The 15774-nt window shown below is 56.8% G+C and carries 17 protein-coding genes; 13 read left to right on the top strand and 4 right to left on the bottom strand.

Translation table 11 applies throughout. The features are described 5' to 3' along the window. Window positions 1–49: 49 nt before the first annotated feature. Window positions 50–958: an SMP-30/gluconolactonase/LRE family protein gene (locus tag N5W20_RS05015; protein WP_319806080.1), complete on the top strand. Its 909-nt coding sequence runs from the start codon at window positions 50–52 to the stop codon at window positions 956–958. A 2-nt stretch (window positions 959–960) separates the two neighbouring features. On the opposite strand, the gene mutT is transcribed toward N5W20_RS05015, so the two are convergent. Both mutT and N5W20_RS05005 read right to left on the bottom strand, forming a co-directional pair. Next, window positions 961–1971, bottom strand: coding sequence for an 8-oxo-dGTP diphosphatase MutT (mutT, locus tag N5W20_RS05010; RefSeq protein ID WP_319806079.1), 1011 nt, complete (start codon window positions 1969–1971; stop codon window positions 961–963). A 60-nt stretch (window positions 1972–2031) separates the two neighbouring features. Next, window positions 2032–2874, bottom strand: a complete 843-nt coding sequence (locus N5W20_RS05005) for an ATP-binding protein (protein ID WP_319806078.1) — start codon at window positions 2872–2874, stop codon at window positions 2032–2034. 112 nt (window positions 2875–2986) lie between these two features. Here N5W20_RS05005 and yajC point away from each other — a divergent pair, with 112 nt between their 5' ends. Next, complete coding sequence (gene yajC, locus N5W20_RS05000) at window positions 2987–3304, top strand: preprotein translocase subunit YajC (protein ID WP_319806077.1); 318 nt, start codon at window positions 2987–2989, stop codon at window positions 3302–3304. Between the two features lie 36 nt (window positions 3305–3340). On the opposite strand, the gene N5W20_RS04995 is transcribed toward yajC, so the two are convergent. Beyond that, a complete protein-coding gene (locus tag N5W20_RS04995; RefSeq protein WP_319806076.1) occupies window positions 3341–3949 on the bottom strand; it encodes a superoxide dismutase in 609 nt (202 codons plus the stop codon). Between the two features lie 599 nt (window positions 3950–4548). Beyond that, window positions 4549–5130 (bottom strand): LabA-like NYN domain-containing protein, encoded by a 582-nt coding sequence (locus N5W20_RS04990; RefSeq protein ID WP_319806075.1) that lies wholly within the window; start codon window positions 5128–5130, stop codon window positions 4549–4551. Window positions 5131–5830: 700 nt separating this feature from the next. Here N5W20_RS04990 and rpoZ point away from each other — a divergent pair. The 11 genes from rpoZ (at window position 5831) to dxr (ending at window position 15752) form a co-directional block, all read left to right on the top strand. Next, the gene (gene rpoZ, locus N5W20_RS04985) at window positions 5831–6214 is read left to right on the top strand and encodes a DNA-directed RNA polymerase subunit omega (protein ID WP_319806074.1); all 384 of its coding nucleotides are present in this window, start codon (window positions 5831–5833) and stop codon (window positions 6212–6214) included. Window positions 6215–6246: 32 nt separating this feature from the next. Continuing rightward, window positions 6247–8529 (top strand): RelA/SpoT family protein, encoded by a 2283-nt coding sequence (locus N5W20_RS04980; RefSeq protein WP_408869385.1) that lies wholly within the window; start codon window positions 6247–6249, stop codon window positions 8527–8529. 7 nt (window positions 8530–8536) lie between these two features. Next, entirely contained in the window at window positions 8537–8971 is a 435-nt protein-coding gene (gene acpS, locus N5W20_RS04975; protein WP_319806072.1) for a holo-ACP synthase, read from the top strand. 35 nt (window positions 8972–9006) lie between these two features. After that, a complete protein-coding gene (gene lepB, locus N5W20_RS04970) occupies window positions 9007–9795 on the top strand; it encodes a signal peptidase I (protein ID WP_319806071.1) in 789 nt (262 codons plus the stop codon). A 7-nt stretch (window positions 9796–9802) separates the two neighbouring features. After that, on the top strand, window positions 9803–10585 hold the full coding sequence (rnc, locus tag N5W20_RS04965) for a ribonuclease III (protein ID WP_319806070.1): 783 nt from the start codon (window positions 9803–9805) through the stop codon (window positions 10583–10585). Then, window positions 10582–11472 (top strand): GTPase Era, encoded by an 891-nt coding sequence (gene era / locus N5W20_RS04960; protein WP_319806069.1) that lies wholly within the window; start codon window positions 10582–10584, stop codon window positions 11470–11472. The genes rnc and era overlap by 4 nt, the downstream gene beginning before the upstream one ends. Before the next feature lie 87 nt (window positions 11473–11559). Next, on the top strand, window positions 11560–12279 hold the full coding sequence (pyrH, locus tag N5W20_RS04955; RefSeq protein WP_319806068.1) for a UMP kinase: 720 nt from the start codon (window positions 11560–11562) through the stop codon (window positions 12277–12279). A gap of 44 nt (window positions 12280–12323) precedes the next feature. Next, on the top strand, window positions 12324–12890 hold the full coding sequence (gene frr / locus N5W20_RS04950) for a ribosome recycling factor (RefSeq protein ID WP_319806067.1): 567 nt from the start codon (window positions 12324–12326) through the stop codon (window positions 12888–12890). An 84-nt stretch (window positions 12891–12974) separates the two neighbouring features. Continuing rightward, window positions 12975–13664, top strand: coding sequence for a polyprenyl diphosphate synthase (gene uppS, locus N5W20_RS04945; RefSeq protein WP_319807836.1), 690 nt, complete (start codon window positions 12975–12977; stop codon window positions 13662–13664). Then, window positions 13661–14512: a phosphatidate cytidylyltransferase gene (locus N5W20_RS04940; protein WP_319806066.1), complete on the top strand. Its 852-nt coding sequence runs from the start codon at window positions 13661–13663 to the stop codon at window positions 14510–14512. The genes uppS and N5W20_RS04940 overlap by 4 nt, the downstream gene beginning before the upstream one ends. A 34-nt stretch (window positions 14513–14546) precedes the next feature. Then, complete coding sequence (gene dxr / locus N5W20_RS04935; RefSeq protein WP_319806065.1) at window positions 14547–15752, top strand: 1-deoxy-D-xylulose-5-phosphate reductoisomerase; 1206 nt, start codon at window positions 14547–14549, stop codon at window positions 15750–15752. Window positions 15753–15774 lie beyond the last annotated feature (22 nt).

Below are 15774 nucleotides of genomic sequence, written 5' to 3'. Positions count from 1 at the left end.
AAAATCTTCCGCGTTTTCGCAGGATACCGGTTGTCGAAAGGATAGCAAAATGGATTCACAACTTGCCGTGCCGCAGCTTCATTGCACGACCGCGCTTCGGACGCAGCTTGGGGAGGGGCCGATATGGGTTGCGGAACGTGAGGCGCTCTATTTTGTTGATATCGTCAATAAAAACCTCCATCGCCTTCGCCCGCGTCACAATGCCCTCAAAACCTGGGCAACACCTTTAAGGCCGGTTTTCGTTGTGCCAACCGATGCGGGGTCACTCCTCGTCGGGATGGAAGATGGATTGTATTTCTTTGATGAGACGGAGGGTGATTTCACCTGCATCCAACCCATCCCGATGGCGGATGGGGATCGCACCCGTCTGAATGATGCCTGCGTCGATGCGGAGGGGCGCCTCTGGTTCGGAACGATGGATGAGGAGGAGAAGGAGGGGAAAGGCATTCTTTTCTGCTTCAAGGCTGTGCCGGGCGGTTACGCGGTCAGTCAGCATGATGATGACTTCATCGTGACGAATGGCCCCTCCGTCACGTCTGACGGCCGGACTCTTTACGTCAGTGACACGCCGCGCGGGGTGATCTACCGCCACAGCCTGTCGCCGGACGGCGCGTTGTCGGATAAAACCGTCTTCGCGAAATTTGATGACGGGGAGGGCGGGCCGGATGGCGTCGTCTGTGATGCTGACGGCAATTTATGGGCATCATCCTGGGGCGGCAGCAAAATCATTGTCTTCCGGCCTGACGGGTCACGCCGTCTGGAATTGTCAGTCCCAAGCCCGAATATGACAAAAGTGGCCTTTACCGGCCCTAAACTCTCGACTGTTTATGCAACGTCAGCGCGTCAGAACCTGTCGGAAGAATCTTTGGCACAATATCCTGAAGCGGGCGGCCTGTTTTCCGGGGAGACGCCATTTCGCGGGATCGAAACGCGTCTTTTCAGATGTCTCGCCGCCTGATGTTAAAGGAGTGACTGGAGGAGAGGGATGAGGGGTGCGTCAGCTTCGGGCATATCGTAACGCGCCATTTCGGAGGGGCGGACCCATGCGAGGGTCTGGCCCTCTTTTGCCATCGGCGTGCCGGACCACGCGCGGCACAGATAAAGCGGCATGAGCAAATGACCCGCGCCAATATCGTGGGATGCAAAGGTGAAGGGAGAGAGGCAGGACGGGTTGATTTCAATGCCCAATTCCTCCCGTAATTCCCTTATCAGCGCGGCTTCCGGCGTTTCACCGGCTTCCACCTTGCCGCCGGGGAACTCCCATAACCCGGCCATATTCTTACCCTCCGGGCGGGTCGCGAGCAGAATGCGCCCATCCGCATTAATGAGCGCAACGGCGACGACGAGGATGAGGCGTTTGCCGGTTTCTGTGACAGACATATCTGATGTTTCAGTTTTCGGGGTGGCGGTGCCTGCAGCAGCAGGAGGCGTCGTCGTCTCGAAGATAAGGACTGGCTGGCGGCCCCCGCGGGCCACGAGGTGCCGTATATCTGCCCCAACCTGCCGGAAGCCGGCGCGGGCGAGGACGGAAATTGACGCCTGATTATCCTCAGCGACCTCCGCATAGACGCGTTCAATATTAAGCCGTGCGAACGCCCATTTCAGAACGGCCTGCACGGCCTGGGTGGCGATGCCCTGCCCCCAATGTGCCCGGCCCACCCAATAACCAATGCGCGCCGCTTTCCGTAATTTCTCAAACGTGACGCCGATACAGCCAAGCAGAACCCCGTCCCGTTCCATCGCGAAGTGCCATGCCGTCCCGGCCTGGGCTTGACGCTGCGTGCCGGTGATCCAGCTTTCCGCCAGCCCGAGCGGGTAGGGGAAGGGCAGGTTGCTGAGCATCCGGACAACTTCCCAATCATTGGCGAGGCGGTGCACGGCCCCGGCATCCCGCGATTCCAGCGGGCGGAGGGTGAGATGGTCGGAATAAGGGTGGGGTGGGGCGGTCTGATGTGAGAGATCGATCGTCATGAAAGCACATCTCTCATCATTGAAATCTCCCAAAATGGTTCAAAGCATGTCGCAACATGATCAGAGATGGGTCATGTCCAGGCTGTCAATAAATTGTTTCGCAACCCGGCCGGAGCGGCTCCCGCGCTCAAGGGACCAGATAAGCGCCTCCTGATGCAGCTTGTCACGTGACAGGCTGATGCGTGACGCATCTGCGTAAGCATCGACCATATCAAGATAGGTCGCCTGGTCACAACTATGCAGACCGATCCACAAGCCAAATCGATCAGATAGCGAGACTTTCTCCTCCACCACCTCTTTCGGGTCAATGGCGTGATCAGACTCATTTTCCATCATATCCCGCGGCATCAGGTGGCGGCGGTTGGAGGTGGCGTAGAAAAGGACATTTTCCGGCCGTCCCGCCAGGCCACCATCCAAGGCGGATTTCAGAAGCTTGTAATGCATATCCTGACTCTCAAATGAGAGATCATCGCAGAAAATGATGCAGCGTCGCGCCTGTCCGCGTAGAAGGCGCATGAGATCAGGAAGGGATGCGAGATCTCCCGCCTGAATTTCGATTATCGCCAAAGCGTGCGGGAGGGCTCGGTTGACGTCGGCATGGGCGGCTTTAACGATGGACGACTTGCCCATGCCGCGCGCGCCCCACAGCATGACATTATTGGCGGGAAGCCCCTTAACAAACCGAAGCGTGTTGGCAAGCACGCGGTCATATTGCATCGATACCCCCCTGAGGAGGGCGGCTTCAACATGTGCAACCTGGGAAATCGGGGTGAAGATCTGGCTTCCGCCAGACCACATATAGGCGTCTGACGGATGGAGATCGATTTTATCGGGCGCGGGGGGTGCCAGACGCTCAAGCGCCGCCGCGATCCGCTCAAAATTTTTGAGAAATTCCTGTCTCATGGGGCTTTCTTATCGGATGCGCCGCCTTGACGCCAGCGCCTCACCATTTATGGTCTCCCTCAATAGGGAAGACATCCCTTGAACCTTGGATTGTCTATCATGGGCGGCATCAATGCTTACAAATAGTGGGATTGTTCAGTTTCTTCCGCTGATCATCGTTTTTGTCATATTTTATTTTCTGCTGATCCGCCCGCAACAGGCGCGTCAGAAGGAGCTTAAGCTGAAGCTTGCGGGATTGCGGCGCGGTGACCGCATTGTGACGTCTGGCGGGATCATCGCCACAGTCATCCTCGCGAAAGAGAATGACCCCGAAATCGACATTGAAATCGCGCCGGAAACACGTGTGAAGCTCCTCCGTGCGAAGGTCGCCACAGTTTTAAGCAGCAGCGCCAAACCGGCGAATGACGTCAAAAAGCCGAAACAGAAATAAGGAGCGCGGCCGGCACGATGCCGGCCGACATCTGCCTCAGGCGGCCAGAAGATTTGCTTCAGCAAATGCGTAATTGGCGAGATTATCCAGAAAGTTGGAGATGTAATCGGGACGGCGGTTCCGATAATCAATGTAATAAGCGTGTTCCCACACATCGGCGCAGAGAAGGACTTTGCCCTGATCTTCCGAAAGGGGGCTGGCCGCATTCGCTGTTTTGGTCACGGCAAGCTTGCCGTCTTTCCCGAGGACAAGCCACGCCCAGCCCGACCCGAATTGCGTCGTGGCAGCGGTTTTGAATGCGGCTTTAAAGTTATCGACGCTGCCGAAATCCTCATTGATTTTTGTCTCAAGGCGACCGGGAATTTGACCACCCTCCGGGGACAGGCTTTTCCAGCAGATGCAATGATTAAGGTGCTGGCCGGCATTATTGAAGACGGGCGTGTCATCCACGTGTTTACGCGCTGCCAGAATGATGTCTTCCAACGATTTACCCTGATAGGCAGGTTTGGACTCGACGAGGCCATTCAAAGCCGTGACATAAGCCTGATGATGCTTGCCATGGTGAAATTCGAGCGTCTCCTGGCACATATTTCTCTTTGCAAGGGCGCTTGCCTCAAATGGCAATGGGGGCAGTTCAAAGGCCATAAAACTCTCCTATCATGTAGACGGTCATAAGAAATCACGATGCGCGACGTGGTGTAACGACGTCGTGCACCTGGTGATCTCCGTCAGGTTGCTTACTGCTCGGATGGTGTCTTGCTGACAATGGATTTTCCGAGGGCATCGAGGACGGCACTTTAGTCCCGCTGCGCATGCTGCGCAATGGTGGGGGTTGAAGGCGGGTCCAAAGTGGTGGCATGTCAGGAAGAACTGTGGAAGCAGCGGGACACGACATCACCTTAACGTGCGACGCTTAAATTGCGAGGCAGACGATGTGCTGTCACTGTAATAATTGTGGCGGCTATGTGAATTTTCGACCTCGTGAGAAGCATCAATAACGGTCGCATGATCGTGCCCCCCGCGCAACACCGATTCGATTTGGCTGTCAGCCCAAAAACTATAGGACGGGCGTCGATATTTGGCGGAGGAGATCGAATTCGACTCAATATTAAGTCGCGATCGACAAGGAGCTGCTGCGGTCACACTTCAGCTATTCTTCACCATCCAGAAATATCCCGACGGTTGCTCTTCTACAGAGTGGTCGCGGCAGAGGCGCTACGTTTAAGGTTGCGTTATAAGGGCCGTCATGCGCGCTCCAATGCTGGTTCAGGGGAGGACTTCTGACGCGCATGAGGCTCTGACGCCCGCCGCGTGAAATGCCCCGCTATATCCGCAAGTTCTACAAATTGATCGACCTGGCGCCGGAGATCATCACCGATCAGGCTGGGGCTGGAGCGCAGGGAGGAGATCACCGTCACACGCACACCGCGCCTTTGCACGGCCTCCGTCACACGCCTGAGATCGGAATCCCCGCTGAAGATCACGGCGTGGTCAATATGGCGCGACTGCTCCATAAGATCGACCGCGATCTCGACATCCATATTGCCTTTGAGGCGTTTGCGCCCGCCTTGATCCGTAAATTCCCGCACTGTTTTAGTGACAAGGGAATAACCGTTATAGGCCAGCCAGTCTGTCAGCGGCTTTAACGGGGAATAATCCTCTGTCTCAGGTATGGCGACGTAGTAAAACGCGCGCATAAGTCGGGATTTCAAACGAAAAAAATCAAGCACCATTCTATAATCGACTTCAAATCCCAGATTTCGCGCAGCGAAATACAGGCTAGAACCATCGATAAAGAGAGACGTTTTTTCATTCTTATCAAACATGACGACATATCACTATAAAAAATTTTTTTGTTCAAGTTTTTTTTCAATATCTGTGGATATCGATTCGAACTGCTTTGTCGAAAAAACGAAAGTAGATCGCGTGATATTCGAAATAAAATTGTGAATATTGAAGATTTCGAATTCTGTTCTCAAATTCCACATTATGTAAAAAAAACGTTTTGCACGCGGGTGCTTTGGCGTGAAAGATCGTGTTTGTGAACCGGCGATAGGTTTTAAATGCCTCTTTTACATGGCTTTACAGCACAAATGGTCATTTAAGATATTTTATAATAGTACGGTATAGATATCGTCATTTGGCAAGTATTTCCGAAACGATCTTTTTAATATTAACTTATATTTTTTTCGAAAAATATTTCGAGGGCCGCGTTTATAATTGCTTTCCTCCCTTCCAGCACCTTATTCACTATTCGGACTGACAAAAACTTCTTCCTGCCGAAGCGATGGCGGCCTCACATTTTAACCTCTTTGTCGTGAGGGGCGATAGCTTGGTGTCGGGGCGGCCTAATGCGAGGCTCTTCCACTCGGGTGTCAGGATCTTCCTGCAAGCGGGTCGGGCAGGGGCGGCGTTCCCCTTACAAACGTCATTGATTTATCGGACCAAATTTTGTAAATACGTCTTATATTTATGTGAGTAACTCTTACATCTTTAGGCTTCCACTGTTTTTAGGGAACGTACCGCATGGCTCGCGTCACCGTTGAAGATTGCATTGAGAAAATCCCCAACCGATTCGAGTTGGTTCTGCTCGCATCTCAACGTGCGCGTGCCGTGGCGCGCGGTGAGGAAATCCTCGTCGCACGGGATAATGACAAAAACCCGGTCGTTGCCCTGCGTGAAATCGCTGATGAAAAATTGAATCTGACTCATCTGGAGGAGGGGATTGTCCGTTCTCTCACCCGCGCGCCGGAGCCGGAGCCGGTGGATGAGGAAGTTCTGGACCTGATCCCGACCGATCAGAATATTTTCGGTCTTCAGGATGTCACCGCGGATGAAGAGCAGGCTCATCTGGCCGAAGGCGGCGCGGAGCGTGGCTTCTCCATTCAGGGTGCCCGCCCGCGCAGTTGACATCTTGACGTCGCGTCACCCAGCATCCTCAGATGGGAAAGGGGGCTGACGTGTCGTCTGGACTTCAGCCCAGCGCCCATCGAAACGGGTTGGGGAACACGCCCGTCATTTCGATAAACGGGCTTCTCACCCGGTTACAGAAATACATCCCGGAAGGCGAGCTGGACCTCATCCAGCGCGCCTATGACGTGGCCAGCAAAGCCCATGAGGGGCAATTGCGGGATAATGGCGACCCTTATATCGTCCACCCCCTCGCCGTTGCGAATATTCTGGCCAAATTCCGCATGGATGCGACGGCCATCGCTGTCGGGCTTCTGCATGACACGGTTGAAGATACGCTCGTCACAAGGGACGTCCTGAAAAACGAGTTTGGGAATGACCTTGTCGGCCTTGTCGATGGCGTGACGAAGCTCACGCGTCTTGAGCTTCAATCCGACCGGACAAAACAGGCCGAAAATTTCCGCAAACTTGTCCTGGCTATGTCGCGCGATATCCGCGTGCTGATCGTCAAACTGGCGGATCGCCTGCATAATATGCGCACGCTCCATTATGTGGAGCGTAAAGACCGCCGCCTGCGCATCGCGCGGGAAACGATGGATATTTATGCGCCGCTGGCTGAGCGCATCGGTATGGATCGCGTCAAGACGGAGCTTCAGAACCTGGCCTTTGCAGAGCTGGAGCCTGAAGCCGATGCGACAATCCGGCGGCGACTGAATTATCTTCGCGGGCACGGCGCCGACATTATTGAGCAGATTTGTCAGGACCTGTTGGCGCTGCTGCATAAGGCGGATTTTCATGATGTCGAAATTCGCGGGCGTGAAAAATCCGCTTACTCAATCTGGGCCAAGATGCAGAAACGCAATGTCGCGTTTGAGCAGCTTTCGGACATCATGGCCTTCCGCATCATCGTGCCGACGCGGGAGGCATGTTATGCGGCGTTAGGTACCATCCACGCGACATATCCCATGATCGCGGGCCGCTTTAAGGATTATATTTCCACGCCCAAAGCCAATGGGTATCAAAGCCTTCATACAGGCGTCACACTCTCCCGGCCGCGAAACCAGAAAATCGAAGTGCAGATCCGCACGCCGGAAATGCATAATTTCGCCGAGAATGGTGTCGCCGCGCATTGGGCTTACAAAGAGCGCCCGTCCGCCCACGCAGCGTCCACCGAAGTCACCCCGCTCACATCGGTCAAAATGCGCTGGGTGCAGGATCTTCTCGAAATTCTGGAAGATTCGGAAGCGCCGGAAGACTTCCTCGAAAACACCAAGCTTGAGCTTTATCAGGATCAGGTTTTCTGCTTCACGCCGAAAGGTCAGCTTATCTCCCTTCCGCGTGGCGCAACCCCGATTGATTTTGCCTATGCGGTGCATAGCCAGGTCGGGGATGCCTGCGTTGGGGCAAAAATCAATGGCCGCCTGATGCCCCTGCGGCATGAGCTGCAGAATGGTGACCAGGTCGAGATCATGACCGCGCGGGGCGGTGTGCCTTCTCCAACCTGGGAGCGCTTCGTTGTCACGGGTAAAGCCCGGGCGCGCATCAGGCGCTTCATCGCCCTGCAGCAGAGACAGAACAATATTGATCAGGGGCGTTCCGCACTGGCCAAACTCTTCCGGCAGGAAGGGGTGGATGGTAGCGAAAAAATCATCGAGACGACGCTCAAAGCCCTCAAATACCTGACCGTTGAGGATCTTTACGTCGCGGTCGGCGGTAATCAGATCACCCCGCGTGAAGTGCTGAACGCCGCTTACCCCGAATTGCGCCTGTTACCGCGTGCGCCGCGCATGGTGCCGGGCCTGACATCGCGTTTTGCTGCGGCCAATGCCGCCTCGGCGCGCGGTCGTGCGGCATCGGCCATCCTTGCCGGGGTGGGGAATGGCATTGATGTGCAATTCGCCGGGTGCTGCCACCCTCTGCCCGGGGATCAGATTGTCGCGGCCATCGCGCAGGGGCGGGGGGTGACGGTTCACCGGCGCAATTGTCAGAATATCAACGCGTCGCGTTTATCGCCGGAAAAGCGCCTGTCTGTTGACTGGAATTACGACGCCTTAAAGCTCGAGCACAGCCAGTTGAAATTTCCCGGGCGATTCAGTGTCATCACGGCGGATGAAACCAACGTGCTTTCCGGCCTGACGAACGTCGCCAATAAACATGGCGGGAACGTCACAAATATCCGCATCGTCAACCGCCAGCTCGATTTTCTAGAAATTATTTTTGACGTTGAAGTGCAGGATCTGCGGCATTTCCTCGCCATCATGACCGCGCTCCGCTCTGTCGAAGGGGTGATTCAGGTCGAACGGGCGCAGAGTTGAGGTGGGCATGATTATCGGCACGGGCATGGATATTTGCGACATCAACCGCATCGAGAAAGCCTGCCAGCGCCATGGCGGGCGCTTTCTTGATCGGGTTTTTACGCCGAATGAGCGGAAGCGGGCCTTGCGGCGTCAGGGGCCGAGTCGTTTCGGCACGCTGGCCAAACGTTGGGCCGCAAAGGAGGCCTGCGCGAAAGCCCTCGGGACGGGGTTTTCGGAGGGCGTCTTTCTTCAGGATATTGAGGTGGTCAATCTACCAACCGGCCAGCCTTCACTGGTCCTGACCGGTGGCGCCCGCGCGCGTCTGAATGCGATAACGCCGCCAGGGCGACGCGCCGTCATTTTTCTATCTTTAACGGATGAACATCCCTACGCTGTCGCGCAGGTCTTTATCGAAGCGCAGGAAATCGATAAAGACAGCTTTCCTCCCAACCCGCCCTAAGGGCGATGGCGCATGTTGCGCAGGTAAAGGTCACCATGTCATCAATAAATCAGGATAATAACGAGGACGCCCCCAAGCGGGAGAGCTGGTGGCAAGTTCTGAGATCTCTCATCACGACAATCATCGTCATTCTGGCGATACGGACGTTGATCATCGCCCCCTTCACAATCCCGTCCGGTTCCATGATCCCGACATTGCTTGTGGGGGATTACGTTGCTGTGACGAAATTTGATTATGGCTGGTCCCGTTATTCTTTTCCCTTTGCGCCGCCCCTCTTCAATGGTCGCATAGCCGATAAAGCACCGCATCGCGGGGATGTCGCGGTATTTCGATACACGCATGACACGTCGATCGATTACATCAAACGCATTATCGGCCTGCCGGGCGATCGGATCGCGATGCGCGAGGGGCGTCTTTATGTAAATGACCAGTTGATCGACCGCACACCCCTGCGACCTTACGAAATCCAGGATGAAAATCGCCGCTTGCTGCGCGGTATTCTCTATCAGGAGGTCCTCCCGGGCTCCGACGGTAGAAAGCCGGTCACGCATGACATTCTCCAATGGTCGCAGGCCGGTTTCGCAAATAACTCGGAAGAATATGTCGTGCCGCAGGGCTACTTCTTCGCGATGGGGGATGATCGGGACGATAGCGCTGATAGTCGCTTTCAGGATGAAGACGGGCTGGGCTATGTGCCGATGGAAAACCTCGTCGGTAAGGCGCGTTTCGTTTTCTATTCTTTCGATGCCCGCCACCCTCTTTGGGAGATCTGGCACTGGCCTGCGGAAATTCGCTGGTCCCGCCTCTTCTCTGTCGTGAAATAACGGATTTATGTCGTCTCCGAGGAAGTCCGCTCTTCCATCACCGCATCTGAAGGTGTCTCTGACACGCCTTCAGACAAGTCTGGATTACGTTTTCAAAGACGCCGCCCTTCTGGAGCGTGCCTTGACGCATCGCTCCGCCGTGGCCCTGCGAGGTGGTGGGCGACGTCCTGCGCGGCGGGCGGACCCTCGGCAAAGCCTCGCCTCAAATGAGAGGTTGGAATTTATCGGGGATCGCGTCCTCGGCCTCGTTGTGGCGGAATGGCTTCTGGAGCGCTTTCCGGATGAGACAGAGGGCGCGCTTGGCCCGCGTCACGCGGCCCTCGTCTCACGCAACGCGCTGGCCCCGGTGGCCGAAGCGCTTGACCTGTCGGAAATGCTGAATATCGCGGAACATGAGGAGCGCTCGGGCATCCGCCACCTTGCGAATGTCCTTGCTGACGCGATGGAAGCTATTCTCGGCGCGCTATACCTTGATGGGGGGCTCGACCCTGTCAGGCGCTTCGTGCATCGTCACTGGGCGTCGATTATGGAAGCGCAGATCACACCGCCGAAAGATCCCAAAACGGCTCTTCAGGAATTTGTTCTGGGAAATGACCGCACTTTACCCGTTTATGAGACGATCCGCACGGAAGGGCCGTCCCATGCGCCGCAATTCACTGTGCGCGTCTCGGCCCTCGCCTTGAGTGCGGAAGGCACGGCGCGCAGTAAAAGACTGGCGGAGAGCGCGGCCGCGTCGGCCCTGATGCGGCTGTTACGGCGAGAAACTGACTTAAAGAAGGATATGTCATGACAACCCGATCCGGGTTTGTCGCATTGGTCGGCGCGCCAAATGCGGGAAAATCAACGCTCCTGAACCGCATGGCAGGCGCGAAATTATCTATCGTCAGCCCCAAGGCCCAGACAACGCGCTTCCGGATTATGGGGATCCTGATGCGGGGTGAGGCGCAGATCCTGCTTGTGGACACGCCGGGTATTTTCAAACCACGCCGCAAGCTGGACCGCGCCATGGTCTCAGCCGCCTGGACGGGGGCGCAGGATGCGGATGTCACCGTGCTTCTCATTGATGCTCGCGCGGGCATGACAGAGGAGCTGCGCGCCATCATCGACACGCTCGCGGCGCAGAAGAGACGCTGCTGGGTGGTGCTGAATAAAACCGACGCGGTGCCGCGCGCCGCCTTACTGCCCTTAGCGGACGAATTGCGCGCGTCCCTGTCTTTCGAGCACCTTTTTATGGTCAGTGCACGTAAAGGAGATGGCGTTGACGATCTCATAGAGGCCCTGGCGAAGGCGCTGCCGGAGGGGCCTTATCTTTACCCGCCGGATGACTTGACAGATCTACCCGACCGCCTGCTTGCCGCTGAATTGGTGAGAGAGCAGATTTTCATGCAGACGCATGAGGAGATCCCCTATCAGGCGACGGTTGAGACGGAGAGTTTTCAGGAGCGTCCGGATGGCTCGATCCGTATCGACGTCACGATTTACGTATCCCGCGCCGGCCATAAGGCCATATTGATCGGTGATGGCGGGCAGAAAATCAAAAGCATCGGATTGCGCGCCCGTCAGGATCTGACACGCTTGTTGGAGCGACCCTGCCATCTGTTCCTGAACGTCAAGGAACGTGCGAAGTGGGATGAGGAGGGCGCGCGCCTGCGTGCCATCGGGCTGGACGATAGCTGACGGGCCTTGTGACAAAAGGGAGGGCGCTTTAAGAGAGACGGAAATCTGATTAAAGTGATCTGACAAGCAAGAGAGGCTCGAGACATCATGACCCTTCCCTACCGTCGCGTATTGTTGAAAGTATCCGGTGAGGCCCTGATGGGTGACGGGTCTTTCGGGATCGATCCGACGGTTGTCAAAGCCATCGCGGCGGATGTGGCGGAGGTGGCGCAGCAGGGGGCGCAGGTCTGTCTGGTGATCGGTGGCGGAAATATCTTCCGAGGTGTAGCGGCGGCGGCAAAGGGGATGGACCGCACACAGGGCGATTATGCCGGTATGCTCGCAACGGTCATCAACGCGCTGATGATGCAGAATGCGCTGGAAGCCCTCGAAGTGGATACGCGCGTCATGTCCGCCATTCAGATGTCCGCCATTGCGGAGCCCTATATCCGGCGTCGCGCCGTGCGCCATATGGATAAAGGGCGAGTCGTGATTTTCGCGGCCGGGACGGGCAATCCGTTTTTCACAACGGACACGGCGGCCGCCCTGCGCGCGAGTGAGATGGAATGCGATGCCTTATTCAAGGGTACGCAGGTTGATGGTGTCTATTCCTCCGATCCGAGAAAAGACACGGCCGCCAAGCGCTATGACACATTGACCTATATGGATGTCCTCTCACGCGACCTCAATGTGATGGATGCGGCCGCGATTTCCCTCGCGCGAGAAAATAGATTGCCGATCATTGTCTTCAATATTCACGCGCCTGGTGCATTTCAGGATGTCATGCGCGGGAAGGGGCCATTTACGCGGATTGACGCGGCGGTATAAAAGCCCCCACGAAGTAAAAGAGGTTTCGAGGAGGAGAAACAACCATGTCCACCGGACTTGACGCGCTACAGGACGATCTGACCCGTCGTATGGAGGGCGCGATTGACAGCTTCCGACGTGACCTTTCCGGTCTGCGCTCGGGCCGCGCCAGTCCCAACCTGCTTGAGCCTGTGCGGGTCGAGGCTTACGGGAGTGAGGTGCCTTTGACCCAGGTGGGGTCAATCGCGGTGCCGGAAGCCCGGATGCTGACCGTCTCCGTCTGGGATAAGACGCTGGTCAGCGCTGTGGAGCGCGCCATACGTGATGCAGGGCTGGGGCTCAATCCGGCTTCCGATGGCCAGACGATCCGCGTGCCGATTCCGCAATTGACGGAAGAACGCCGGGTGGAGCTGGCCCGCGCGGCGGGGCGCTATGCGGAAAATGCACGTATTTCCGTCCGCGGCGTGCGCCGGGACGGTATGGAGCAGATCAAAAATCGTGAGAAGAAAGGCGATATCAGCCAGGACGACATGAAGACATGGTCAGACGCTGTGCAGAAACTGACGGATCGCTTCATTAAAACGGTTGATGAGACGCTTGCCGAGAAGGAAAAGGAAATCAAGCAGGTATAAGAGCCCAACGTGCCCATCGTGTCAACAAAGCCTGTCCGGACCCGCGAGACGCGCATCGCGAAGCCAAGCCACATTGCTTTCATTATGGATGGCAATGGGCGTTGGGCACGCACGCGCAAAAAACCGACGGTTTTCGGGCATCGCGCGGGCGCGGACGCGGTGCGGCGCTGCGTGACGGCGGCGCTGGAGCACGGTGTTTCCTTCCTGACCCTTTATGCGTTTTCCTCCGAGAACTGGCGTCGCGCGCCGGATGAAGTGAGTGATCTGACGGCGCTTCTGAGGTACTATCTGCGCCATAAAGTGGCGGAACTTCACGCGGAAGGCGTCAGGTTGCGCGTCATCGGAGAATTATCGCGTTTCGAGACGGATCTCGCGGATGAAATCCGCCGGGCGGAAAAACTGACTTCCCGAAATCAGCGCCTGACACTCGTCCTTGCGCTTTCCTACGGCGCGCGGAGCGACGTGCTGCAGGCGGCGCGCAAGCTGGCCCTCATGGCCTCCGAGGGGAAGATCGACCCCGCCACGATCACGGAAGTGCAATTTGCCTCCTGCCTCCAGACACATGGCCTTCCTGACCCGGACCTGATTGTCCGGACAAGTGGGGAGCAGCGTCTCTCCAATTTTCTGCTTTGGGAAAGCGCCTATTCCGAACTGGCCTTTCTGGATGTTTTCTGGCCCGATTTTACGGAAAATCATTTTGAGCAGCTCCTCTCTGATTACGCTTCACGTGAGCGGCGTTATGGTGGGCGGCTTGATGAGGAGGCATGTAAGTGAAAACTGGACAGGCTCAGTCAGGGCATTGGTCCGATCTTCGATCACGCCTTCTTTCCGCCGCGGTCATGATTCCGATTGCCGCATTCGTGCTCATCAAAGGGGGGGTGATCTTCGGACTTGCGATGGCGTTGCTCGGTGCCGGGCTTGCCTATGAGGGCGCGACCATGCTGTCACAGTCAGGGGATGACATATCGCAATGGCGTCGTGTCCTCCTCTGCGCCTGGCCCGTCATCTGCGTCGCCATGGCGCAACGCGGCGCATGGAGCGAGATCATCTATGTCTGCAGCGTGTCATGGATTTTCGGTTGGCGCTGCCTGGGGTTGATCGTGCCGATCTGCCTCGGTGTCTCAAGCCTTGTCTATCTTCGTTTCTGGCCGGAAACCGGGTTGATCCATGCGGGGTTTGTTGTCACCGTCGTGGTGGCAAGCGACAGTTTCGCCTATCTTGCCGGCCGCCTCATCGGTGGCAAGAAGCTGGCCCCGCGCATATCGCCGAACAAGACATGGTCAGGCGCGCTGGGCGGGTTATCCGGCGCCGCCCTTGTCGGGTTGATCTGGGCAGTCATCTTCTCACCCGGTTGCCTCTTTGGCGGATTTCTTACCGGGGCTTTTCTCGGGATGGTGGCGCAGGCAGGTGATATGGCGGAAAGTGCGACCAAAAGATGGCTGGGCGTCAAGGATTCCGGGCGTCTCATCCCGGGGCATGGGGGGCTTCTTGACCGTCTGGACGGGCTCCTCGTCGCGGCGCCTTTTGCGGCCCTGCTGACCATTGGCGTGACCCATCAGCCCCTCTGGTGTTTCGCGTTTCTCTCCGCCTGGCAGGATCTGATTTCGGCTATTCTGCCATGATCTTCTTTCGTTTTACGACCGGAGTTGTATTTTGATGTCCACCCCCCCACGCAGCGTCACCATTCTGGGAAGCACGGGCAGTATCGGTTGTTCAACGATCGCGCTGATCAAGGAACAGCCCGCGCTTTATCACGTACGGGCCCTCGTCGGCGGGCGCAATGTCGCCCTCCTGGCGGAACAGGCGCGTGAGTTACGGGCAGAATATGCCGTCATTCATGATGAGGCCCTTCTCGGTGCGCTCAAATCCGCTTTGAAGGGCACGGAAACGACATGCATGGCAGGGCGTCAGGCGGTTATCGAAGCGGCGTCCATCCCGGCGGATTACACGATGGCGGCCATCACCGGCGCCGCGGGGCTTGAGCCAACTTTGGCAGCGACGGCCAATGGGCGGGACATCGCCCTCGCCAATAAGGAAGCGCTTGTCAGTGCGGGCGATGTCATGTTGCGCGTCGTCAAAAAGGCGGGTGCGACATTACTGCCTGTCGATTCAGAGCATAATGCGATTTTTCAATGTCTACAGGGCAATGACGCGCAGGATGTCGAAAAAATCATCCTCACCGCATCGGGCGGCCCGTTCATACGGGCTGATCTGGAGGAGATGCGCCGCGCAACGCCGGAAAAGGCGCTGAAACACCCGACATGGACCATGGGGGCGAAAATCACGATCGACTCCGCCACGATGGCCAATAAGGGGCTTGAGGTGATTGAGGCGGCGCGGCTTTTCCAGCTTGAGGATGCGCGGATCGATGTGCTCGTGCACCCGCAATCCGCAGTGCATGGACTCGTGCAATATCGGGATGGCAGCCTGATCGCGCATGTTGGCGCCAATGATATGCGCGTGCCAATCGCGCACACGCTGGGCGGCCATCAACGCCTCGCGACGAAAGCCCCGCGTCTTGACCTTGCTGAGCTGGCGACGCTGAGTTTTGAAAAACCGGATGAAACGCGTTTCAAGGCGCTCCGTCTCGCCCGGCAGGCCCTTCGCGCCGGTCATGGTGCGCCGACAATTTACTCAGCCGCGAATGAGGTGGCGGTGGAGAGCTTCCTTCAGCGTCGGATCGGCTTTCTCGATATTGCGGAAGTCATTGAATACACGCTTGAAAAACTTGGCGCACCAGCCATTGAAAGCCTGGATGCAGTGCTTCACTGGGACGCGGAGGCCCGCAAGCGCGCCCAAAGCTGCATCTCAAAGCGGGATCGGCCCGTGACCCGACGCGCCGATGTTTCTCCTCATATTTAACTACCTCAAGTGAGATCGACAC

Source organism: Candidatus Kirkpatrickella diaphorinae, from assembly GCF_025736875.1.
GTDB classification, from domain to species: Bacteria; Pseudomonadota; Alphaproteobacteria; order Acetobacterales; family Acetobacteraceae; genus Sorlinia; species Sorlinia diaphorinae.
This window is presented reverse-complemented; position numbering and strand designations above follow the sequence as displayed.

What these genes read in the sequence shown, in the direction of transcription:
- yajC (WP_319806077.1), top strand. Translation starts at nt 2,987, where the DNA reads ATGCTTACAAATAGTGGGATTGTTCAGTTTCTTCCGCTGATCATCGTT.
- N5W20_RS05005 (WP_319806078.1), bottom strand. Translation starts at nt 2,874, where the DNA reads ATGAGACAGGAATTTCTCAAAAATTTTGAGCGGATCGCGGCGGCGCTT.
- acpS (WP_319806072.1), top strand. Translation starts at nt 8,537, where the DNA reads ATGATTATCGGCACGGGCATGGATATTTGCGACATCAACCGCATCGAG.
- uppS (WP_319807836.1), top strand. Translation starts at nt 12,975, where the DNA reads ATGGATGGCAATGGGCGTTGGGCACGCACGCGCAAAAAACCGACGGTT.
- rpoZ (WP_319806074.1), top strand. Translation starts at nt 5,831, where the DNA reads ATGGCTCGCGTCACCGTTGAAGATTGCATTGAGAAAATCCCCAACCGA.
- N5W20_RS04990 (WP_319806075.1), bottom strand. Translation starts at nt 5,130, where the DNA reads ATGTTTGATAAGAATGAAAAAACGTCTCTCTTTATCGATGGTTCTAGC.
- frr (WP_319806067.1), top strand. Translation starts at nt 12,324, where the DNA reads ATGTCCACCGGACTTGACGCGCTACAGGACGATCTGACCCGTCGTATG.
- dxr (WP_319806065.1), top strand. Translation starts at nt 14,547, where the DNA reads ATGTCCACCCCCCCACGCAGCGTCACCATTCTGGGAAGCACGGGCAGT.
- N5W20_RS04995 (WP_319806076.1), bottom strand. Translation starts at nt 3,949, where the DNA reads ATGGCCTTTGAACTGCCCCCATTGCCATTTGAGGCAAGCGCCCTTGCA.
- era (WP_319806069.1), top strand. Translation starts at nt 10,582, where the DNA reads ATGACAACCCGATCCGGGTTTGTCGCATTGGTCGGCGCGCCAAATGCG.
- mutT (WP_319806079.1), bottom strand. Translation starts at nt 1,971, where the DNA reads ATGACGATCGATCTCTCACATCAGACCGCCCCACCCCACCCTTATTCC.
- lepB (WP_319806071.1), top strand. Translation starts at nt 9,007, where the DNA reads ATGTCATCAATAAATCAGGATAATAACGAGGACGCCCCCAAGCGGGAG.
- pyrH (WP_319806068.1), top strand. Translation starts at nt 11,560, where the DNA reads ATGACCCTTCCCTACCGTCGCGTATTGTTGAAAGTATCCGGTGAGGCC.
- N5W20_RS04980 (WP_408869385.1), top strand. Translation starts at nt 6,247, where the DNA reads ATGGGAAAGGGGGCTGACGTGTCGTCTGGACTTCAGCCCAGCGCCCAT.
- rnc (WP_319806070.1), top strand. Translation starts at nt 9,803, where the DNA reads ATGTCGTCTCCGAGGAAGTCCGCTCTTCCATCACCGCATCTGAAGGTG.
- N5W20_RS05015 (WP_319806080.1), top strand. Translation starts at nt 50, where the DNA reads ATGGATTCACAACTTGCCGTGCCGCAGCTTCATTGCACGACCGCGCTT.